Genomic DNA, 21,016 nt, shown 5'->3' with positions numbered 1-21,016 from the left:
ATGTTTCTTAAAGTTTAATTATTGCAGCCAGAAAATGTTGAAAGTAGGGAAACACCATGCTTTGGAAAAATACCGCCAACCGCTTTGGTCATATTTCAGTGTTGATCCACTGGTTGGTTGCGCTGACGGTGTACGGCATGTTCGCCCTGGGCCTATGGATGGTCACGTTGGGCTATTACGATGTCTGGTATCACCAGGCACCGGAAATTCATAAAAGTATCGGCACGCTGCTGTTCATCGTGATGGTGGTCCGGGTGATCTGGCGTTTTGTTTCGCCGCCGCCCAAACCGCTGGCCAGCTACGGTCGTTTTACGCGCGTCAGTGCGATTCTGGCCCATCTGGCGCTGTATGTGGTGCTGTTCAGTATCCTGATTAGCGGCTACCTGATTTCGACCGCCGACGGTCAACCAATCAGCGTATTCGGCTGGTTCGATATCCCTGCGACCGCCACAGGTATGGCGGAGCAGGCAGATACCGCCGGTACCATTCATCTTTACCTGGCTTGGGCCGTCGTGGTGCTGTCAGTACTGCACGGTCTGGCTGCGCTTAAACATCACTTCGTTGATCGTGATGTTACTTTGAAACGGATGCTGGGTAGCAGCGCCGATTAACCTTTGGACTTATGGAGATTGCTATGTTGAAGAAAACCGTACTGGGCTTGACCGCAGGTGCCCTGCTGCTGAGCGCTGGTTCCGCGCTGGCTGCCGACTACAAAATTGACAAACAGGGCCAGCACGCCTTTATCGAATTCCGCATCCAGCACCTGGGCTACAGCTGGCTGTACGGCACCTTTAAGGACTTTGACGGCGGCTTCACCTTCGACGAAAAAGATCCGTCCAAGGACAAGGTTAGCGTCACCATCAACACCGCCAGCGTCGACACCAACCACGCTGAGCGCGACAAACACCTGCGCAGCGCAGAATTCCTGAACGTCGAAAAGAACAAACAAGCCAAGTTTGAATCTACCGAAGTGAAAAAGAACGGTGAAGGTTATGCGGTTGTCGGTAACCTGACGCTGAACGGCGTGACCAAACCGGTAACGCTGGACGCTAAACTGATCGGTCAAGGCAATGACCCTTGGGGCGGCTACCGTGCCGGCTTCGAAGCCAACGGTAAAATCAAGCTTAAAGACTTCGGCATCACTACCGATCTCGGCCCGGCGTCTCAAGACGTTGAACTGATTATTTCCGTGGAAGGCGTTCGCGCGAAGTAATGCAAAAGCGCGGCAAGAACGCCGCGCTTATTTCAGGCTCAGTTGGCTGAGCCTTTATCTTCTTCCGGTGCCGGAATATGCATCGTGGTCTGCAATAACCCTTTCGACTTATTGAAAATCTTGATGCCATTCTCACGGCCGGCGCGGCGTGCACGCTGCTCTTCACGCGGCAGCTTCAGCTCTTCGCGGCAGATCTCGCTGCAGCAACCTTCAAACTTGGCGGCACAGCTCGGGCACTGAATAAACAGCAGGTGACAGCCGTCATTCTTGCAGTTGGTATGGGTATCGCAAGGTGCGCCGCACTGGTGACAATTGGCGATCACATCGTCAGAAATCCGCTCGCCCATGCGCTCGTCGAACACAAAGTTTTTGCCGACGAACTTCAGTGGCAGCCCCTGCTCTTTCGCCTTGCGCGCGTACTCAATAATGCCGCCTTCCACGTGATAGACGTTTTTGAAGCCGTTATGCAGCATATACGCACTGGCTTTTTCACAGCGAATACCGCCGGTGCAATACATGACAATATTTTTGTCTTTATTGTCCTGCAGCATCTCGACCGCCATCGGCAACTGGTCGCGGAAAGTATCTGAAGGCACTTCGATGGCGTTCTCGAAGTGGCCGACTTCATATTCGTAGTGGTTACGCATATCGACAAACAGCGTATCCGGATCGTCAATCATCTGGTTTACGCGATCGGCCTGTAAATACTCACCGACATTCGCTGGGTTGAAGCTTTCATCATCAATGCCATCTGCGACGATGCGATCGCGCACCTTCAGGCGCAGCACCCAGAAGGATTTGCCGTCGTCTTCCAATGCGATATTCAGACGCACCTGATCCAACGCCGGATGCGAGGCAAACAACGCGGCTTTAAACGCTTCGAACTTGTTCTGCGGTACGCTGATTTGCGCGTTGATGCCCTCTTTCGCCACATAAATGCGGCCAAACACCTTCAGCTTGTCGAACTGAACATAGAGGCTGTCGCGAAACGCTTTGGGATCGTCGAGGGTGAAGTATTTATAAAAAGAAACTGTGGTGCGCGGCTCGGTTTCCGCCAGCATGCGCGCCTTCAGTTCCTCGTTAGAAATTCGGTTATGTAACACTGGCATGGTGTACTTTCCTGTCTTTCGGAGGTGACTGATTTTGATGCGCGCCGGCCGCCGGCCCACGCGCGGCGCACATAATACCCGAAAATGTAGCTCAAAACAGCATTAACGCACCGGTGATAACAAAGGCTGGAAGCTTGACGTCGCTCACAAATCTCGATAAGCCTTAAGGGAGCTTATCCCATTTTTACCACGGACCTGGAGGACGTCATGAGTCAGCTATTTACCCCGATTACGCTGGGGAAACTGAGTTTGCCCAACCGTATAGTTATCGCACCGATGTGCCAATACTCCGCCGATAACGGCAAGGCCACCGAATGGCATACGATGCATCTCGGTCATCTGGCATTGTCCGGCGCAGGCCTGTTGATTGTCGAGGCCACGTCGGTCGCCCCCGAAGGACGCATCACCCCCAACGATCTCGGCCTGTGGGACGACGCGACGGAACAGGCGCTTGCAGAAGTGGTACAAGCGGTAAGAAAACACGCCACTTTGCCACTGGGCATTCAGCTCGGCCACGCCGGGCGCAAAGCATCCTGTGCCGTTCCCTGGGCCGGTGGGGGCCAACTGAACAGGGCAGACGGCGGCTGGCAGACGCTGTCCGCCTCGGACATCCCCTTCACCCAGCATGATGCCTCTCCGGCAGCAATGAGCCTGGAACAAATTGAACAATTGAAAGCGCAGTTCGTTACTGCGGCGAAACGCGCCGATCGGCTAGGTTTTGAACTGATTGAACTGCATGGCGCACACGGTTATCTGCTACACCAGTTCCTGTCACCGCTGTCTAACCAACGTAACGACCAGTACGGCGGTTCATTGCAAAACCGCATGCGTCTGCTGCTGGAGATTTACAATGAAGTGCGCGCCGTATTCCCGGCACCAAAAGCGGTTGGCGTGCGTATTTCCGCTAGCGACTGGGTCGAGGGCGGCTGGGATGAACAGCAGTCGGTAGCCTTGGCAAAAGCACTGAAGGAGCTGGGTTGCGACTACATCCATGTTTCCAGCGGTGGCCTTTCGCCATTGCAGAAAATCCCGGTGGGGCCGAATTACCAGGTGCCGTTCGCCGAGACCATCAAGCGGGAAAGTGGGCTGCCGACCATTGCCGTGGGGTTAATCACCGAGCCGGAACAGGCAGAAGCGATTGTCGCCACCGGGCAGGCGGATATGGTGGCGCTGGCGCGCGGTATCCTTTACAACCCACGTTGGCCATGGCACGCCGCCGCCAAATTGGGCGAGAAGGTCAGCGCGCCACCGCAATATTGGCGTTCTGAACCGCACGTATTGAAAGGGTTGTTCAAAAACGACTGATGATTCTGGGGTAGATGCTCAGCCTCTGCCCCGACATTCGGTAAAACCGGAAATCACGATACCTGCCAGCAATGCGACACCTGCCACCAGCAGTAACGGATTTAACTGCAGGTGTGCGCCAACGCTGCCCAACAGTGCTCCTGAGACTAATAAACCCGCACTTAACCATGAAGCCAACATACATCCCCCTAAAAATTTGGGCAAAATTATACGCCGCCCACGACTGCCAACCTTATCCTTTTGAGCGCATCAGCCCAATTAATCGCCAAATCATGTCCATTCATCACTAAAAATTATGTTTTAATGCGGTGTTTTTTCACGTTGCGTGATAAAAGTGCCACAATACTCGGTTATAAACGGCAGAAAATGGATAGACGGCCAAATCTCTTCTGGATGTCAGCCATACTATCACTCTGTTATTATCATTAAATGACTGCTTCTAAGCTGAGAACACATGACTCAAGTTCCCTCTTTTAATCGTTCTTTACTGCATCCGCGTTATTGGCTTACCTGGTTCGGTATCGGTTTGCTCTACTTATTGGTCTTGCTGCCTTACCCGATTATTTATCGTCTTGGCACTCGACTTGGCCGTTTTTCCATGCGTTTTCTCAAGCGCCGCGTGGCGATTGCCCAACGTAACCTGGTGTTGTGCTTCCCGGATATGCCACAGGCCGAGCGCGATGCGCTGGTGGTACAGAATTTTGAATCCGTCGGCATGGGGCTGTTTGAAACCGGCATGGCGTGGTTTTGGCCGAACTGGCGTATCGAACGGTGGTTCAAGGTCAGCGGGCTGGAGCATATTCAAAAAGCACGTGACAACCATCAGGGCGTTTTGTTGATCGGTCTGCACTTTCTGACGCTGGAACTGGGCGCCCGCATCTTTGGCATTCATAATCCGGGCATCGGCGTTTATCGGCCGCACGACAACAAGCTGATGGACTGGCTGCAAACCTGGGGCCGCATGCGCTCCAACAAATCCATGCTGGACCGCAAAGACGTGAAAGGCATGATCCGGGCCCTGAAACAGGGTGATATTATCTGGTACGCTCCGGATCACGACTACGGCCCGCGCAGCAGCGTGTTCGCCCCGTTGTTCGCCGTTGAAAAAGCCGCCACCACCACCGGCAGCTACGTGCTGGTACGAATGGGCAAACCGGCCATTATTCCCTTTACCCCACGCCGCTTGCCGGACGCTAAAGGGTATGAGCTGATTATGCAGCCGGCGGTGGAAAACTTCCCGCTGGATAATGAGCTCGAGGCCGCTGCGTTTATGAATAAAGTGGTCGAAAAAGAGATCCTGATGGCACCGGATCAATACATGTGGCTACACCGTCGCTTCAAGACCCGCCCAGAAGGCGAGCCTTCACTCTACTGACTTCTGACCCGCCGTTTGGCGGGTTAGTTTAATGACAAACACCCGAAAAACGTGGTTTTCGGATGTTTGGGGTAAAGCTGAAGACATAATCCTTCGTTTTTACCAGCAAACAAAACATAACGTTTAAGTACACAGAACTTTATCAACATCCTGACCCGCCGTTTGGCGGGTTAGTTTTTTATGCCGCAGATCTTGAGAAACGACGGCAACGGTGGGATGGTAAAGCCTTCGTCGTTCATCCTGGAGCCGTTATGTACATCGTTAGCCTGACCTACCATCGCCCGATAGAAGAAGTCGACAGCCACCTCGAGGGGCACATCGCCTGGTTGAAAAAATACTTCCAGGACGGCACCTTTATCGCCTCCGGTCGCAAAAACCCGCGCACTGGCGGTGTGATCCTGGTGAAAGGGATAGATCGTTCACAGCTGGATACCATCGTGGCGCAAGATCCCTTCAATGCCGTGGCTCACTATGAGATAACCGACGTAGCCCTCTCGACAACCTCCAGCGGTTTTGAACTGCTCGCCGGGCTTTAAGTAAGCTTTTTTCCGCGCGCACAGCGCGGAATACTGTCTATATTCAATTTTTAAAACTTTATTTCATTTTCAGAATATCCCCTGCCACATCGATTGATGCCGCCTATAATTAAGCGCATACTTACCAGGCTAACTTTTTTGCTTTGCCCCATTGCCTGTGCACACGCGCAAAGCGCTCCTCCTTTTGCAGCAGGAATTTATGGCTTCGGCACCAGAACCCATCAACTGGAAACGCAACCTTTTCGTCACCTGGCTGGGGTGCTTCCTGACCGGTGCCGCGTTCAGCCTGATCATGCCCTTCCTGCCACTCTATGTAGAAACCCTCGGTGTTACCGGTCACGAAGCCTTGAACATGTGGTCCGGTCTGGTATTCAGCATCACCTTCCTGTTTTCAGCAATTGCTTCCCCTTTCTGGGGCGGTCTGGCCGACCGCCGCGGGCGTAAGTTGATGCTGTTGCGATCGGCGCTGGGCATGTCGATTGTGATGCTTTTAATGGGTATGGCGCAGAATATCTGGCAGTTCTTGGCGTTGCGCGCGGTGTTGGGCCTGCTCGGCGGTTTTATTCCCAACGCCAACGCGCTGATTGCCACCCAGGTACCGCGCAATCGCAGCGGCTGGGCGCTGGGCACCCTGTCCACCGGCGGCGTCAGCGGGGCATTGATTGGCCCGTTGATCGGCGGTTTACTGGCCGACCAGTACGGCCTGCGACCGGTGTTCTACATCACCGCCGGCGTGCTGTTGGCCTGCTTTGTTTTAACGCTGCTGTACGTTAAAGAACAATTCACCCCGGTACAGAAGAAAGACATGCTGCATGCTCGCCAGGTTTTCGCGGCACTGAAAAGCCCCAAGCTTATCCTCAGCCTGTTTGTGACCACCATGATTATTCAGATTGCCACAGGATCCATTGCGCCGATTCTGACGCTGTACGTGCGCGATTTGGCCGGCAATATCCATAACCTGGCCTTTGTCAGCGGCCTGATCGCTTCTGTCCCCGGCGTCGCCGCGCTGATGAGCGCACCGCGGTTAGGCAAGCTGGGCGACCGGATAGGTCCGGAGCGCATTCTGGTGTTTATGCTAATCGTATCGGTGCTGTTGCTGATCCCCATGGCCTTTGTGCAAACCCCATGGCAGCTCGGCGTGTTGCGCTTCCTGCTTGGCGCCGCCGATGGCGCACTGCTGCCGGCCGTACAAACACTGTTGATTTATAACTGCACCAATCAGGTGGCCGGCCGGATCTTTAGCTATAACCAGTCATTCCGGGATATAGGCAACGTCAGCGGCCCGCTGATGGGCGCAGCGGTTTCTGCCAGTTACGGCTTCCGGGCGGTGTTCTGCGTGACCGCAATGGTGGTGCTGTTCAATGCAATTTATTCCTGGTGGTGTTTGCAACGACGCCCGACGCGAATGCGAGAAGACACCCTGCAAGAAGAGCAATAGCCGTATTTATCACCAGCTCTGTGCTCAAACAGAGCCGAGTCCCTGTTTACCTTACTTTTAGTATTGATACCCTCTGCGCCTCTCCACCCTATTCCCATAAGAACAATCACAATGTAATTTCATGTTTTTAAACAGATAATTAACTTTTAGCGCAATAAACCAGCTGTCAATAACAATCCCGCCTTAACCAACATAAAAACCAGGAAAGGAGATGTTTGTCGACTTTTCATCTAAAAAATGGGATACAGGGACTAGACAAAACCATCATCCAGTTATCAAATGGTTAAATAATATCACGCCAGTTGTAAATCATTGGCCAAGTGAAAAAAGGCTAACGCGCTTTCCACGGTTAACGGGCGCTGCAGCAACGGTTTTGTCGGGTAATCCACATTGGGTGGATCACCTTCCTTAAATACACATACATACCACAGTATAAGCTGCATCATTGCAGCGCATTTTATTGGGAAGACGTTATGCAATCCTCTGTTAATAAACAAGAAAGCCGGACCTTCTTCGGCCATCCTTATCCGCTCGGATCCCTGTTCTTTACCGAAATGTGGGAGCGGTTCTCGTTTTACGGCATTCGCCCATTACTGATCCTGTTCATGGCCGCCACCGTTTACGACGGCGGTATGGGGTTGGCACGTGAAAACGCCTCGGCGATTGTCGGCATTTTCGCCGGCAGCATGTACCTGGCTGCCCTGCCGGGCGGCTGGTTGGCGGATAACTGGCTTGGCCAGCAAAAAGCGGTGTGGTACGGCTCGATTCTGATCGCGCTGGGCCACCTGTCGATCGCCCTGTCTGCAGTCATGGGCAATAACCTGTTCTTCATCGGCCTGATGTTTATCGTGCTGGGATCTGGCCTGTTCAAGACCTGTATCTCGGTGATGGTCGGCACGCTGTATAAGAAAGGCGACAACCGCCGCGACGGTGGCTTCTCGCTGTTTTATATGGGTATCAACATGGGCTCGTTCATCGCCCCACTGATCTCCGGTTGGTTGATCCGTTCCCACGGTTGGCACTGGGGCTTCGGCATCGGCGGGATCGGGATGCTGGTGGCGCTGGTGATCTTCCGCGTCTTTGCGGTACCGGCGATGAAACGCTATGACAGCGAAGTCGGCCTGGACTCCACCTGGAACAGCCCGGTCGCCAAGAAAAACGGCGTCGGTCGCTGGCTGCTGGCGTTAGCCGTCGGCGTGGCGGTGGTTATCACCCTGATTGCCCAAGGCATCATCGTGATTAACCCGGTAGCGGTAGCCAGCATGCTGGTTTACGTGATTGCCGCCTCGGTGACCCTGTACTTTATTTATCTGTTCGTGTTTGCCGGCCTGAGCCGCAAAGAGCGTGCCCGCCTGCTGGTCTGCTTTATCCTGCTGGTGTCAGCCGCCTTCTTCTGGTCCGCATTCGAACAGAAACCGACCTCGTTCAACCTGTTCGCTAACGACTACACTAACCGTATGATCGGCGATTTCGAGATCCCGGCGGTGTGGTTCCAGTCAATCAACGCCCTGTTTATTATCCTGCTGGCACCGGTATTTAGCTGGGCATGGCCTGCGCTGGCACGTAACAAGGTACGCCTGAGCAGCATCACCAAGTTCGTTATCGGCATTCTGTTCGCCGCAGCAGGCTTTGGCCTGATGATGCTGGCCGCGCAGAACGTGCTGAGCAACGGCGGTGCCGGTGTGTCGCCGATGTGGCTGGTGGGCAGTATCCTGATGCTGACGCTGGGCGAACTCTGCCTTAGCCCAATCGGGTTGGCGACCATGACTCTGCTGGCCCCGGAAAGAATGCGCGGCCAGATGATGGGGCTGTGGTTCTGTGCCAGCGCGCTGGGTAACCTGGCTGCCGGCCTGATCGGTGGCCATGTTAAGGCCGACCAACTGGAAATGCTGCCTAACCTGTTCGCACGCTGCTCGATTGCGCTGCTGATTTGTGCCGCGGTATTGACCCTGTTGATCGTCCCTATCCGTCGCATGATGGAAAATACTCAGGGTAAAAGCGCGCAGAAACCGGCGACCAACGCCTGATAGCCTTTTCGCTTGACCCTTTCAGCCAGCGCCCGGTGCGCTGGCTTTTTTATTGCCCCCACACCTGCTGTTGCAACACTACCCGGTAACCGTCCGGATCTTCAAACGTCTGCCCATGGGAATCCCAGTAGGGATTGTAGGCCGCAACGCGCCGAAAACCGGCGGTCAGCATGCGTTTGCATCCTGTAACCCACTCCTGTTCATCCGGCAGATAAAACACCAGCAGATGATCCTGCGTCGGCGCCTGCCCCACCTCCACTCCCCGATGATGAGTAAACTCAAGGTGATAACCCCGTTGTGGGTGCCCGACCATTACGCCATCAAAACCCTGATGATCGCGGAACTCACCCAGCCGTTCAAAGCCCAAGCCCTGGCAGTACAGGGTCGCAATCTCCTGTAACCTGTCGGTCGGGCGGGCAATGCGCAACACCGCGTTAGCTATCGGCATTATTTTCTCCAAAACAGAATAACTTCATACAACGCCATTCCTGCCAGCATTGCCGCAACGAACTGCCAGCCGGCTGACGAGCCCGCTCCGGCCAGCACCCAGGCCGGGCCGGGACAGATGCCCGCCATTCCCCACCCGATGCCAAACAGCGCGCTGCCTGCCAATAAGCGGCGGTCGATGCGGCGGGAAGATGGGAGTTGTACTGTTTCACCCAACAAGGTACGTGGTCGGAGGCGAACCCAAAAGAACGCCGGTGCCGCCACCGCAATCGCTCCCACCATCACCAGGGCCAGTGACGGATCCCAGTGGCCGGTGACATCGAGAAAAGCCAGCACCTTGGCGGGATTGGCCATTCCGGCGACGATCAGACCAAGGCCAAAGATGGCGCCACTCAGTAAGGCAAACACGGATCGGTACATCACGTTAACCCCCCCACTGGCGGACGGCCCATACCGTAATAAACCCCAACAGCATAAATACCGCCGTGGCCAGTAATGAACGCGGAGACAATCTCGCCACGCCGCAAACACCGTGACCGCTGGTACAACCGCCGCCCAGGCGAGTACCCAGCCCGACCAATATCCCGGCGGCGATCAGCCATAAACTGCTGCCGTTAACCGGCATGTCCGGTAAAGGCCTGGCGATACGATACAGCCAGGGCGAAATCAGCAACCCGACAAGAAATGCGGCCCGCCAGCCTTTCTCTTTACCCTGCGGCGTCAGCAAGCCACCGGTAATGCCACTGATGCCGGCGACGCGGCCGTTAAACAGCAACAACAGCGCCACCGCACTGCCGATTATCCCCCCGCCGACCAGCGCGGACAGCGGGGTAAAATGCAACCAGTCGACGGTCATGGCCTCTCCTCCCGTGCCGGGCAAAAGAGTTGATATAAAGTATTAAGCAGCGCCAACGCCTTCCGATCGCAAACGGCATAGTAGATTTGTTTACCGTCGCGCCGCGTTGATACCAGCCCTTCCTGACGCAATACCCCAAGCTGTTGCGAAAGCGTCGGCTGGCGGATCTCCAGCGCCTGTGACAACTCCCCCACCGACATCTCGCCCTGGCTGAGTTGGCACAGCAGCAGTAAACGATCTTCATTGCCCAGCGCCCGCAGCAATGCCCCGGCCTGCGTTGCCGCCTGCCGCATACTGTCGATATCCATCTTCCCTCCAAACAATTTACTAAATTATATATTGTTTATTTATAGACTATAACGCCTCACCGTACCAGAGGCTGGTATGAAAGGTATCGGCGTGGCATGCTGCCATTATGATTTTCCGTGGACCGGGGATGCCCCAAGAAATGCTGCTTTTTCATGATGCTGTGCCCGCGAACCGCTCGATTGTGCCGGTCGCCAAAGATTATCAGCACGGCGAGTTCGAACCGCTCCATTACCACGACTGTGCACAGTTGATTCATAGCCTGAGCGGCGTAGTGCAGGTGAATACTCGTCTGGGCAGTTGGGTGGTCCCCCCAGGGCGTGGCGTTTGGCTGCCTGCGCGGGTAGAACACAGTCTGCAAATCACCGGTAAAGTGGCGGCAAGAGCGCTGTTAGTCGATCCGCTGGCACGAGCCGACCTGCCGGCAAGCTGCGAAGTGGTGCAAATATCCCCGTTGCTGCGTGAGCTGATTATCTGTGCGATGGACATTACGGCGGATTATCCGGCGGGAGGTCGTGAAGAGCGAATTATGGAGCTGATCCTGGATGAATTGCGTGTGTTGCCAATCCTGCCGCTGAATTTGCCCGAACCGCGCAGCGATGCCCTATTAAGGTTGTGCCGGCATATTCAGCAATCGCTGGCACACCCCTGGGAGTTAGAACAGGCCGCCAGCTACATCAACGTCAGCGGCCGCACGCTGTCACGACGTTTTCAACGAGAAACCGGGCTGCGTTTTGGCGACTGGGTGCGCCGCGCCCGTTTGCTGGCGGCATTGAATGCCCTGGCCGCCGGGCATTCGGTGCTGGAAGTGGCGCTGGACTTGGGCTATGACAGCCCCAGTGCTTTCAGCGCCATGTTCCGCCGCCAGCTGGGCGTTGCGCCCAGCACTTATTTCGCTAAATAACGCGCAGCCACGTTGAACAACGCCTGCAGGGAAGCGCTGGCAGAATCGACGTCGATGCCGACCCCGTAAGCCGCCTCACCGTGCGCCAGCGTACAGCGAATATAGGCCACGGCACGGCTTTGGCTCTGATGCCCCAACGTGTGTTCGTGGTAGTCCTCTATCGCCAAATTCAAGCCAAAGCGCTGGCGCAGCGCATCCACCGCGCTGGACAACAAACCGTTCCCTACCCCCAGCAGCCGTTGCTGTTGCCCTTCGAACAACACCCTGGCACTGAAACTATAAGCCTCGATGCTGTGGCTTTCGGTCTGATAGCTCAGCAACTGCAGCCGCGGTTGTTCCACCAATCCATAGCTGATTCTAAACAGCCGCCACAGCTCGGCGGTGGTCATCTCTTTGCCGCTGCCGTCGGTCGCCTGCTGCACCACCTTGCTGAAATCAATTTGCAGCCCACGCGGCAACGACAGCCCATGGTTCTGTTCCAGTAGCCAGGCAGCGCCGCTTTTGCCCGACTGGCTGTTAACCCGGATCACCGCCTCATAGCTGCAGCCGACGTCCGCCGGATCGAGCGGTAAATAAGGCACTTGCCACAGACCGTCCTGCCTCTGCTGTTGGGCGGCAAAGCCTTTTTTAATCGCATCCTGATGAGAGCCGGAAAAGGCGGTGAACACCAACTCACCGGCGTAAGGATGGCGCGGATGAACCGGCAGTTGGTTACACTGCTCAACCACCTCCACCACCTGCTTCAGTTGGCTGAAATCCAGCCCCGACGCAACGCCCTGGGTATACAGGTTGAGCGCCAGCGTCACCAGATCGACATTGCCGGTGCGTTCACCGTTGCCGAACAGACAACCTTCGACTCGGTCGGCACCGGCCAGCATTGCCAGCTCGGCGCAGGCCACTCCGGTACCACGATCGTTATGCGGATGCACGCTGATGGTCACCCGGTTGCGCTGACTGAAACGCCGGCAGAACCACTCAATCTGGTCGGCATAGACGTTCGGCGTACTGACCTCCACCGTGGCCGGCAGGTTGATGATCATCGGCCGCCCCGGCCCAGGCTGCCAGACATCGGCAACGGCTTCACAGATCTCCAGCGCAAACTCCAACTCGGTAAAGCAGAAAGTCTCCGGTGAATATTCGAAGGTCCATGCCGTTTCCGGCTGCTGCTCGCACTGCTGTCGAATACGCAGCGCGCCGTTAACCGCCAGCGCTACCGTTGCCGCCTTGTCCTGTTTGAAGACGATTTCACGAAACATCGGTGCGGTAGCGTTATACAGGTGCACGATGGCGCGTGGTGCACCACGCAACGCGTCGAAGGTACGGTCGATCAAATCGTCTCGCGATTGGGTCAGCACCTGAATACTGACGTCATCCGGGATCAACTGCTCATCAATCAGCGAGCGGACAAAATCGAAGTCCGTTTGCGAGGCAGAAGGAAACGCCACCTCAATCTCTTTGAACCCGCACGCCAGAAGCATCTGGTAGAACTGGTGTTTGCGGGCGTTATCCATAGGTTCCGCCAGCGCCTGATTGCCGTCACGCAGATCGCTGGAGCACCAGCGCGGTGCCTGCTGCAAAGTGCGGCCTGGCCACTGGCGATCCGGCAAGGTCACGGGCGGGAACGGACGGTATTTGATTGAAGGGTCGGTTAACATGGCACTCTCCTGGCGGTAATAAGCAATGCCCTATTATTTCCTGCCGTGATCCCTCCTGCTCCCGCTTAGCGGACAACTATCGTCGCGAAACGGACAACAAAAAAATTTGCATCCTGCGCCAGTGCGGCAACAATTACTTCTGACGTTTGTCATGGCGCTTCGGCGCACCCAGCCCTGAGCAATGCTTACCCTGACTGGAGAAAAATATGAGCCTGTATGCAACCCTGGAAGAAGCCGTTGAAGCGGCGCGCGAGGAGTTTATCGAGTCTGCCGAAGGCGGTAACGACGACGAACCGCCGGTGCCGCAACAGTTCAATCTGCAAAAATACGTGATGCTGGATGGTGATATCATGTGGCAGGCCGAATTCTTTGAACAAGAAGGCGAATCGGTCGAATGCCTGACGTTACGCAGCGGCGCTGCCGCTCAGGCTATTTTCGACGGGGATTATGACGAAGTCGAAATCAGCGCCGAATGGATTGAGGAAAATACGCTGCACGAGTGGGAAGAAGGAGACTTCCAGCTCGATCCGCCGTTGGATACCGAAGAGGGCCAAACAGCCGCCGACGAGTGGGATGAGCGTTGAATGATCACGGGCGGGAGCAGACAATCCCCCGCCCTTCACCCTATGATTTTCTGAGAGGCTGCATGATTATCCGCCAGGCGCGTCCCGAAGATTTCCCCGCGATTTTGCAACTGCAAACACAAAACACCCCGGCAAACTTGAGCGACAGCCAAAAGCGCCAGGGATTTATCGTCTCGCGCATGAATGAAGCGCAGCTCACAAGCATTAACCAGGGGCTGGGCATTCTGGTGGCGGTCGAAGGTGAAGCCCTGGCCGGATTTGTCTGCCTGATGCCGACGAATGCGCAACCGCACCCGCCGGTGGTGGATGCGATGCTGGACACGCTGGCCGGCCAATCATTCAAGGGACGGCCACTGAGTGAGCAGCGGGTGTTTCTGTATGGTCCGGTGTGCCTTGACAGCGCCTGGCGTGGCAAAGGCGTGCTGAAGCAGCTCTACGCCGCCGTCAAGGCGCGTACCCGCAAGGAGTTCGACGTTGGCGCGCTCTTTATTGACGACAGTAACCCGCATTCGTTGGCGGCCCATGTACAGGGCTTGCAGATGACGGCGCTGGCTCCGTTCCGCTGTGGTGATCAGGGTTACCAACTGGTGGTATTTGCCACCGGGGATTAGCTTATTCGTAGGGGCCGTGTTGGGCGTCAAACGGCAGCATAAAGGTATCTACCACCATCGACAGCGGCACATCAATGACCGTGATATACCGCCAGGGGCTATCGCGCAGATCCCACTGCACGCCCGGATAATATTGATGGCCGTGCCCGGCCCCCGGCACTGTGCGACTGATAATACTGCCGCAGCCGGTTAACGCCGTGACTCCTGCCACCAGCAATACCAGACGAAGAAGAGAAGAGAGATTCACCAAAATGATTTTTGCCCCGGGTTTGTTTTGTGGGGCCACAACGCCCGGCGCGAATTTTAACACAGTTTTTCACGCGAGTTTGTCGGCGTTGCGTAAGCCAAATACCAAAAAAAACGGGGAACACGCTATGCGTATTCCCCGTACAGGTCACCCGATCAGCCTTTAACGCTGCCCCACCGGATGAGCCCGCTCATTGTGCGGCAGTTGCTGATAAAACTCGCGCCAGGCGGCGCCCTGCGGCAGTAGCCAAACCCGCTGATGCAAACGCGACAGCGCGACAGGATCGCTCAGCAGCTCAAGACGTTTGCCTTTCACCAGCTTCTCCGGCCCCAGCTCCAACGCCTCGTTCACTCGCTCTTCACGATTACGCTCGATGGCACCGCGCAGATGGTGACGCGCAGTAGCCAGCGCCGTCGCCAATGCGTTGAATGACGGATTGACCACAGCGTGCATAAAGCCATTGCTCAGTGCGCGTTCACGGTTAAGCTGCAGATATTCTTCCGTTGCCACCAGTTCGCGAGGAGGAGAGTACTCTTCCGGGATCAGGAACAGCTTGGCGCGCTTGCTCTTGATACCTAACGTCGCACGGCTCGACAAGACCGAAACGAACGGCGACAGGATCAGCGAAAAGACGATTGGCGACAGCCACCACAGGAAGCGCAGATCCAGCCAGGCCATACCGCCAGCCCAGACCAGACCGAGCAGCATCTGTGAACCGTGGCGTTTAAAGGCTTCGCCCCAAGGGGTGTCATCGTCGTCACGCTGTGGCGAGTTCCATACCACTTCCCAACCCAAGAAGGCACTGACCACGAACACCGTGTGGAACAACATGCGCACCGGGGCCAGCAGCACCGAGAACAGCATTTCCATCAGCATCGACAGGAACAGGCGTATACCGCCGCCGTACTCCTTGGCACCCTTCGCCCAGATCAGCACAATGCTCAACAGTTTAGGCAAGAACAGCAGCACCAGCGTGGTAGAGAACAGCGCTATCGCCAGTTCAGGACGCCACTGCGGCCACACCGGGAACAGCTGGCGCGGTTGCAGGAAGTACTGCGGCTCCATCAGGGTATGCACCACCTGCAGCGCGGTAGACAGCGCCAGGAACATAAACCACAGCGGTGCCGACAGGTAGGACATCACACCGGTCAGGAACACCGCACGGTGTACCGGGTGCATGCCCTTGACCAGGAACAGGCGGAAGTTCATCAGGTTACCGTGGCACCAGCGACGGTCACGCTTCAACTCATCCAGCAGGTTCGGCGGCAGTTCTTCATAGCTGCCCGGCAGATCGTAAGCAATCCACACGCCCCAACCGGCACGGCGCATCAACGCGGCTTCCACAAAGTCATGCGACAAGATGGAGCCGGCAAAAGAGCCTTCGCCAGGCAATGGTGCCAGCGCACAGTGTTCGATAAACGGCTTCACGCGGATAATGGCGTTATGGCCCCAATAGTGCGATTCACCCAACTGCCAGAAATGCAGACCGGCAGTAAACAGCGGCCCGTAAACCCGGGTGGCAAACTGCTGCACGCGGGCATACAGCGTATCCATGCCTGATGCTTTCGGCGCAGACTGAATAATACCGGCGTTCGGGTTGGCTTCCATCAGGCGCACCAGACCGGTGAGACACTCACCGCTCATCACGCTGTCGGCATCCAGGATCACCATGTAGCTGTATTCGCCACCCCAGCGACGACAGAAGTCGTCGATGTTGCCGCTTTTGCGTTTCACGCGGCGACGGCGACGGCGATAGAAGATACGGCCATGGCCATCTACGTCGCGGCACAGTTCCATCCAGGCTTTCTGTTCCGCCATGCAGATATCCGGGTCGTAGCTGTCGCTCAGCACGTAGATATCGAAATGCTCGAGCTGGCCGGTGGCCGCGACGGACTCATAGGTCGCGCGCAGGCCAGCGAACACGCGTTCGACGTCTTCGTTACAGATTGGCATGATCAACGCGGTGCGATGCGCCGGGTCGATCGGCTCATCGCCTTTGATGGTGGAAGAAATACTGTATTTGTCTTTGCCGATCAGTAACTGCAGGAAGCCCATCAGCGCAGTCCAGAAACCGGCCGAGACCCAACAGAACAGGATCGCGAACAGGATCAAAATGCCGGTTTGCAACACATAAGGCAGCAGTTGCAGCACCGACTGCATCAGATCCTGATCCCACATGGCCATCGGGTCGATCAGCGCCCAGCCCTGATACGGCAGAATCGTTTTCATGTACCAGGTGGCGATGCCGGTCTGCACCAGCATCAGCACCAACAGCACATAACGACGCATCGAGCCGACCACGCGCCAGCGGTTTTCCGCCGCGGCTTCCTCTTTGGAGGCGTGACGGTTGTGTGGCGTGCGTCCCAGCAGAGAATCCCAGAAGCGCGCTACCGGGTTGGTTCGCCAGGCTTCCGGAAACATGCTGGTGCGTTTGATTGGCGGCGTAGCCTTGAGAATGCTGCGCCCTTCCACGTCGGTATCGAAATCTTTGTCGCTAACCGCATCCGGCCAGGCGTCTTCGATTCGTGTTTTGACCGAGGCCAGCGTGACGTCATCGGCAGACAGCGTATTGACGTTGGCATCATCAGCGCCCATCTTGCGATGCAGCGCCTCAAAAGCCTGGGCGTCATCCGCCCCCGGCTGTGGTTTAAGCGCCTCTGACCGCTCAGCGGTCAGAGGCATTGCCGCAAGATAATCCTGGGCAAGTTGAGTAGGCTTATTCATTGGCAGGTAGCTGATAGCTCCAGGTTTCCGACAGGGTCTTATCACCATTGACCAGCGCTGCGCGCATTTCTACCGGCTTCTTGTCGTCTTTCACTTTCAGACGCAGCGTCAGGCGCCAGCCTTTGGTCACTGGATTATAGCGGACATTGTTTTCTACCATTTCACCGTTGTCGCCGATGCTCACCTGAGAGGCAACCGGCGTAGCGCCGTCCAAGCCTTTCAGTACCGGGCCAACGAAGTCAACCAGGAATGCCACGCTGCCGTCTGGCTCGCGGATCAGGTTGGACTGCTTCACGTCACCGGTTGAACGCATGGTCTGGCTGACGTAGGCAATGTCCTGCGAATGCAGTTTGTCTTCGTCACGGGTGAAATGCAGGCGATAGCTCAACGCCAGCGGAGTTTTGGCGTCCGGCAGAACGTCTGGCGTCCAGAAAGCAACGATGTTGTCATTGGTTTCATCCGCTGTCGGGATCTCCACCAGCTCAACCTTGCCCTTGCCCCAGTCGCCGCGTGGCTCGATCCAGGCGCTTGGGCGCAGATCGTAGCGATCGTCCAGATCTTCGTAATCCTTGAAGTTACGGCCGCGCTGCAGCAGACCGAAACCTTTCGGGTTTTCGACCTGGTAAGTGCTGACGGACAGATGCTTCGGATTATTCAACGGACGCCAGATCCACTCGCCGTTACCGGCATGGATAGACAGACCGTTGGAGTCATGCAGCGCCGGACGGTAGTTCAGAGTTGGCGATGGCTGGCTCGGCCCGAACAGGTACATGCTGGTCAGCGGTGCCATACCCAGTTTGCCGACTTTGTCGCGCAGGAACACTTTGGACTCAACGTCCACGGTGGTGTCGCGGCCCGGATAAACCACAAAACGGTAAGCCCCGGTAGCACGCGGTGAATCCAGCAGCGCGTAAATCACCAGATGCTTGTCGCCCTGCTTCGGACGTTCAACCCAGAATTCGCGGAAACGCGGGAATTCTTCGCCGGACGGCAACGCAGTATCAATCGCCAGGCCACGTGCGGAAAGCCCGTAAACCTGCCCTTTACCTACCACGCGGAAGTAGCTCGCGCCCAGCAGGCTCATAATTTCGTCGTTCTTATCCGCACTGTTGATCGGATAAATCACCTTGAAACCGGCAAAACCGAGGTTTTTTACCGACTCCGGATCGTGTTTTACCGAACCGAAGTTAAAGTAGTCCGGGCTGTACTTGATCTGTTTTACGCTGGTCGCGGTGACTTCATTGATTTTCACCGGCGTATCGAAGTACATCCCCTGATGATAAAACTCAAGCTTGAAAGGGGTTTTCAGTTTGCTCCAATAGGCTTTATCGTGATTGAACTGAATCTGTTGGTAATCCGCGAATTTCATCTCACGGAATTGAGAAGGAAGGTTGCTCTTCGGGGCTTCGAAGCCTTTTCCTGCCAGATCCTGCGCCTGCTTGGCCACATCATCTATAGAAAAAGCCCATGCCGGCGAAGTAAACAGCGTGAACAATACGGTCGCACCTAACCAACGTACGCTCGCGGCGCGTGGTTTTTTGGATAATATATTAACTAGCACATCCCCCCCTATTCGTGTGCTCAAATCATTTAAATCCATATTAATGGATTATTCAGCTTTCCGACAACATGATAAATGGATGGTTCATGTTTATGGCTCATAGTTTAAGCAGCTGACTAAACACCAGCGTAGCAAGCCGCGCATCAAGACGCTATGGAAAAATGTGAAACGGTATAGTAGGGTTTGTGATTCGATTTAACCATTGCCGACTTATTAAGCGTGTTAATGACCACTCGATAAAATCACCAGCGGTAACCTATGACTAAAGGCAGCAACCAACGCGAGTTTTTCCTCGATTCGATCCGGGCTTATTTGATGTTGCTCGGCATCCCTTTTCATCTTTCTCTGATTTATTCCAGCCATAGCTGGGCGGTAAACAGCGCCAGCCCCTCCTTCTCGCTGACGGTGCTGAACGACTTCATCCATGCTTTCCGCATGCAGGTGTTCTTCGTGATTTCCGGCTACTTCTCTTACATGCTCTATGAGCGCTACGAACGCCACCAGTGGCTGAAGGTCAGGCTTGAGCGAGTGGCGATCCCCCTGCTGAGTTCGATTCCGTTAATAACGGTGCCGCAGTTTTTCATGCTGAAATACTTCACGGACAAATTAAACGGTTGGGAAAATTTTTCGCTCTATCAGAAAATAAATGTAACAGTTTGGGAACTGGTTTCTCACCTGTGGTTTTTATTAACCCTGTCATTGCTGACCACCCTATGTTTTTATCTGTTCAAAAAAATCAAGGCACTTAAAAATAATACCGTTCCCTACCCGATAAATAAAATGACCGGATTAGGAAACATCTCACTGCTCTTTCTTATTTATGCTTTATGCTATTCGGCCGCGCACCGTATTATTTTAATTTTTGCGCCAGCTTTACTCTCCAATGGTCTGTTCAATTTTGTGGTGATGGAGACGATGTTCTACCTGCCGTTCTTCATCCTGGGCGCCTATGCCTTTAAGTACGTGTGGCTGAAAGAGATTTTCCTCAAACCGTCCCTCGGCGCGCTGCTCGGTTCGCTGTTGCTGTTCATTGCCTATATGCTGAATCAGAAGTTTCTGGCTCACAGCAGCTATATGTTTGAGCTGGAAGTGCTGATCAAAACCCTGTTGGGGATCCTGATGGCCAACGTGATTTTCTCATTCGGACATAATCTGCTGAACTATCACTCACCGCGTATCACTTATCTGGTGAATGCATCGCTATTTATATATCTGGTGCACCATCCGTTGACCCTGATATATGGCGCTTTTGTGACTCCGCATATCAACAATAACCTGCTGGGTTTTCTGGCTGGCTTGGTGTTTGTCTTCTCTTGCGCCTTCCTGTTATATGAACTGCACAAGCGTATCCCGCTGTTCCGTTTTCTGTTCTCTGGTAAACCGCAATAATCCTACTGCCCGGCAGCCGTTTCGGCTTGCCGGGTAGCTCACTGTCATCGCTTCGTCTACCAGTACCTTTATCATTTACCTTCGCACCGGCAACGCGCCTGGTGATTCAAGCACTGAGCACAGATTGCTCACCCCTATGGCGAAAGTTAAGGCAAAGTTATGCTGGAGCATATTGCCGCGAGTTGTTATAACGGCAATGCATAAGTGGAAATCCACATCCCTGCCTTACGGTAGCGATTGGGCTCAATGAACCCTAAGGGACGGCCTTGTCACCATCGCGACAAGGCTTGCAGCATCTCCCTTCCGTCACGACAGAGAGGATTTTTAATGACTGATAAAGACACTTCGGCTCAGGAAGCCGTACCAGAGAACGCCACCCTACTGAAAATTCTTGGCCGGTTGCTTTCCGCACTGGATTCGTCGATCAGCGGCAAGGATCGCAGCATTCTGGTCGCCGAACTTTCCAGCCTTAACCTTGACGGTATTTCAGAGTCAGAAAGAAAACTGGCTGCCGAGCTGATCAGACGGGCCCTGCAGTCACTCGACCATTTATAACGCCTCGCCTGCAAACCATTAAGCCTCCTGGAGGGGGTTTAATGGTTTTTCCTTCTCCAGGCACGGCAACACCCACCATTTATTGCCTAAGCACGATCACAGCAAGCTGATAAATATAGATAAAAGAAAGAAGTTCACCGGTTTCTCCCCGCTTCCATATGGTTCTCCGCTTAA

22 protein-coding genes are annotated in these 21,016 nt (G+C 55.1%); 12 read left to right on the top strand and 10 right to left on the bottom strand.

Going from position 1 to position 21,016, the window contains the following annotated elements:
• Positions 1-56 precede the first annotated feature (56 nt).
• The gene (locus H0S68_RS09140) at positions 57-611 is read left to right on the top strand and encodes a cytochrome b (protein WP_130015532.1); all 555 of its coding nucleotides are present in this window, start codon (positions 57-59) and stop codon (positions 609-611) included.
• 23 nt (positions 612-634) lie between these two features.
• Positions 635-1,213, top strand: coding sequence for a YceI family protein (locus tag H0S68_RS09135; protein WP_020826320.1), 579 nt, complete (start codon positions 635-637; stop codon positions 1,211-1,213).
• A 38-nt stretch (positions 1,214-1,251) separates the two neighbouring features.
• On the opposite strand, the gene H0S68_RS09130 is transcribed toward H0S68_RS09135, so the two are convergent.
• A complete protein-coding gene (locus H0S68_RS09130; RefSeq protein ID WP_020826319.1) occupies positions 1,252-2,322 on the bottom strand; it encodes a rhodanese-related sulfurtransferase in 1,071 nt (356 codons plus the stop codon).
• Positions 2,323-2,529: 207 nt separating this feature from the next.
• Between H0S68_RS09130 and H0S68_RS09125 the strand changes: the two genes are divergently transcribed.
• Positions 2,530-3,627 carry an NADH:flavin oxidoreductase/NADH oxidase gene (locus H0S68_RS09125; protein ID WP_201895397.1) on the top strand — a complete coding sequence of 366 codons (1,098 nt, stop codon included), beginning with the start codon at positions 2,530-2,532 and terminating at the stop codon, positions 3,625-3,627.
• 18 nt (positions 3,628-3,645) lie between these two features.
• Here the strand turns inward: H0S68_RS09125 and H0S68_RS09120 are convergent, their stop codons facing one another.
• The gene (locus tag H0S68_RS09120; protein WP_122078576.1) at positions 3,646-3,807 is read right to left on the bottom strand and encodes a histidine kinase; all 162 of its coding nucleotides are present in this window, start codon (positions 3,805-3,807) and stop codon (positions 3,646-3,648) included.
• Between the two features lie 274 nt (positions 3,808-4,081).
• Between H0S68_RS09120 and H0S68_RS09115 the strand changes: the two genes are divergently transcribed.
• From H0S68_RS09115 to H0S68_RS09100, 4 genes are all read left to right on the top strand, one after another.
• The gene (locus tag H0S68_RS09115) at positions 4,082-5,002 is read left to right on the top strand and encodes a Kdo(2)-lipid IV(A) acyltransferase (RefSeq protein WP_044549768.1); all 921 of its coding nucleotides are present in this window, start codon (positions 4,082-4,084) and stop codon (positions 5,000-5,002) included.
• A 251-nt stretch (positions 5,003-5,253) separates the two neighbouring features.
• Positions 5,254-5,538 carry a YciI family protein gene (locus H0S68_RS09110; protein ID WP_020826315.1) on the top strand — a complete coding sequence of 95 codons (285 nt, stop codon included), beginning with the start codon at positions 5,254-5,256 and terminating at the stop codon, positions 5,536-5,538.
• 199 nt (positions 5,539-5,737) lie between these two features.
• A complete protein-coding gene (gene mdtG, locus H0S68_RS09105; protein WP_046373921.1) occupies positions 5,738-6,976 on the top strand; it encodes a multidrug efflux MFS transporter MdtG in 1,239 nt (412 codons plus the stop codon).
• A gap of 473 nt (positions 6,977-7,449) precedes the next feature.
• Positions 7,450-9,003 carry a peptide MFS transporter gene (locus tag H0S68_RS09100; protein WP_020826313.1) on the top strand — a complete coding sequence of 518 codons (1,554 nt, stop codon included), beginning with the start codon at positions 7,450-7,452 and terminating at the stop codon, positions 9,001-9,003.
• Between the two features lie 49 nt (positions 9,004-9,052).
• Here the strand turns inward: H0S68_RS09100 and H0S68_RS09095 are convergent, their stop codons facing one another.
• From H0S68_RS09095 to H0S68_RS09080, 4 genes are read right to left on the bottom strand one after another with little or no spacing between them, the layout of a single operon-like run.
• A complete protein-coding gene (locus H0S68_RS09095) occupies positions 9,053-9,451 on the bottom strand; it encodes a VOC family protein (protein ID WP_122078570.1) in 399 nt (132 codons plus the stop codon).
• The gene (locus H0S68_RS09090) at positions 9,451-9,870 is read right to left on the bottom strand and encodes a YeeE/YedE family protein (protein WP_261104061.1); all 420 of its coding nucleotides are present in this window, start codon (positions 9,868-9,870) and stop codon (positions 9,451-9,453) included. Before H0S68_RS09090 ends, H0S68_RS09095 begins: the two co-directional genes overlap by 1 nt.
• Positions 9,871-9,874: 4 nt before the next feature.
• Positions 9,875-10,306, bottom strand: coding sequence for a YeeE/YedE family protein (locus H0S68_RS09085; protein WP_261135199.1), 432 nt, complete (start codon positions 10,304-10,306; stop codon positions 9,875-9,877).
• On the bottom strand, positions 10,303-10,614 hold the full coding sequence (locus H0S68_RS09080; protein ID WP_128864206.1) for an ArsR/SmtB family transcription factor: 312 nt from the start codon (positions 10,612-10,614) through the stop codon (positions 10,303-10,305). The genes H0S68_RS09085 and H0S68_RS09080 overlap by 4 nt, the downstream gene beginning before the upstream one ends.
• 140 nt (positions 10,615-10,754) lie before the next feature.
• On the opposite strand from H0S68_RS09080, the gene H0S68_RS09075 reads away from it, so the two are divergent.
• Entirely contained in the window at positions 10,755-11,516 is a 762-nt protein-coding gene (locus H0S68_RS09075; RefSeq protein WP_116690763.1) for an AraC family transcriptional regulator, read from the top strand.
• On the opposite strand, the gene leuA is transcribed toward H0S68_RS09075, so the two are convergent.
• Positions 11,501-13,171 carry a 2-isopropylmalate synthase gene (leuA, locus tag H0S68_RS09070; RefSeq protein WP_410529328.1) on the bottom strand — a complete coding sequence of 557 codons (1,671 nt, stop codon included), beginning with the start codon at positions 13,169-13,171 and terminating at the stop codon, positions 11,501-11,503. The two genes, H0S68_RS09075 and leuA, sit on opposite strands and share 16 nt — an antisense overlap.
• 206 nt (positions 13,172-13,377) lie before the next feature.
• Between leuA and H0S68_RS09065 the strand changes: the two genes are divergently transcribed.
• A complete protein-coding gene (locus H0S68_RS09065; RefSeq protein WP_020826306.1) occupies positions 13,378-13,755 on the top strand; it encodes a MysB family protein in 378 nt (125 codons plus the stop codon).
• Positions 13,756-13,817: 62 nt separating this feature from the next.
• Positions 13,818-14,366: a GNAT family N-acetyltransferase gene (locus H0S68_RS09060; RefSeq protein ID WP_115059163.1), complete on the top strand. Its 549-nt coding sequence runs from the start codon at positions 13,818-13,820 to the stop codon at positions 14,364-14,366.
• Position 14,367: 1 nt separating this feature from the next.
• On the opposite strand, the gene H0S68_RS09055 is transcribed toward H0S68_RS09060, so the two are convergent.
• The 3 genes from H0S68_RS09055 to H0S68_RS09045 form a co-directional block, all read right to left on the bottom strand.
• On the bottom strand, positions 14,368-14,613 hold the full coding sequence (locus H0S68_RS09055) for a YceK/YidQ family lipoprotein (RefSeq protein ID WP_104410961.1): 246 nt from the start codon (positions 14,611-14,613) through the stop codon (positions 14,368-14,370).
• Between the two features lie 162 nt (positions 14,614-14,775).
• A complete protein-coding gene (gene mdoH, locus H0S68_RS09050) occupies positions 14,776-17,337 on the bottom strand; it encodes a glucans biosynthesis glucosyltransferase MdoH (protein ID WP_187962690.1) in 2,562 nt (853 codons plus the stop codon).
• Positions 17,330-18,898: a glucan biosynthesis protein G gene (locus H0S68_RS09045; RefSeq protein ID WP_020826302.1), complete on the bottom strand. Its 1,569-nt coding sequence runs from the start codon at positions 18,896-18,898 to the stop codon at positions 17,330-17,332. The genes mdoH and H0S68_RS09045 overlap by 8 nt, the downstream gene beginning before the upstream one ends.
• A gap of 258 nt (positions 18,899-19,156) precedes the next feature.
• Here H0S68_RS09045 and mdoC point away from each other — a divergent pair, with 258 nt between their 5' ends.
• Positions 19,157-20,287, top strand: a complete 1,131-nt coding sequence (gene mdoC, locus H0S68_RS09040; protein ID WP_187962689.1) for a glucans biosynthesis protein MdoC — start codon at positions 19,157-19,159, stop codon at positions 20,285-20,287.
• A gap of 327 nt (positions 20,288-20,614) precedes the next feature.
• Positions 20,615-20,842: a hypothetical protein gene (locus H0S68_RS09035; protein WP_020826300.1), complete on the top strand. Its 228-nt coding sequence runs from the start codon at positions 20,615-20,617 to the stop codon at positions 20,840-20,842.
• Positions 20,843-21,016 lie beyond the last annotated feature (174 nt).

It is taken from the genome of Serratia sp. AXJ-M (assembly GCF_046531865.1).
Lineage (GTDB): Bacteria > Pseudomonadota > Gammaproteobacteria > Enterobacterales > Enterobacteriaceae > Serratia > Serratia liquefaciens.
This window is presented reverse-complemented; position numbering and strand designations above follow the sequence as displayed.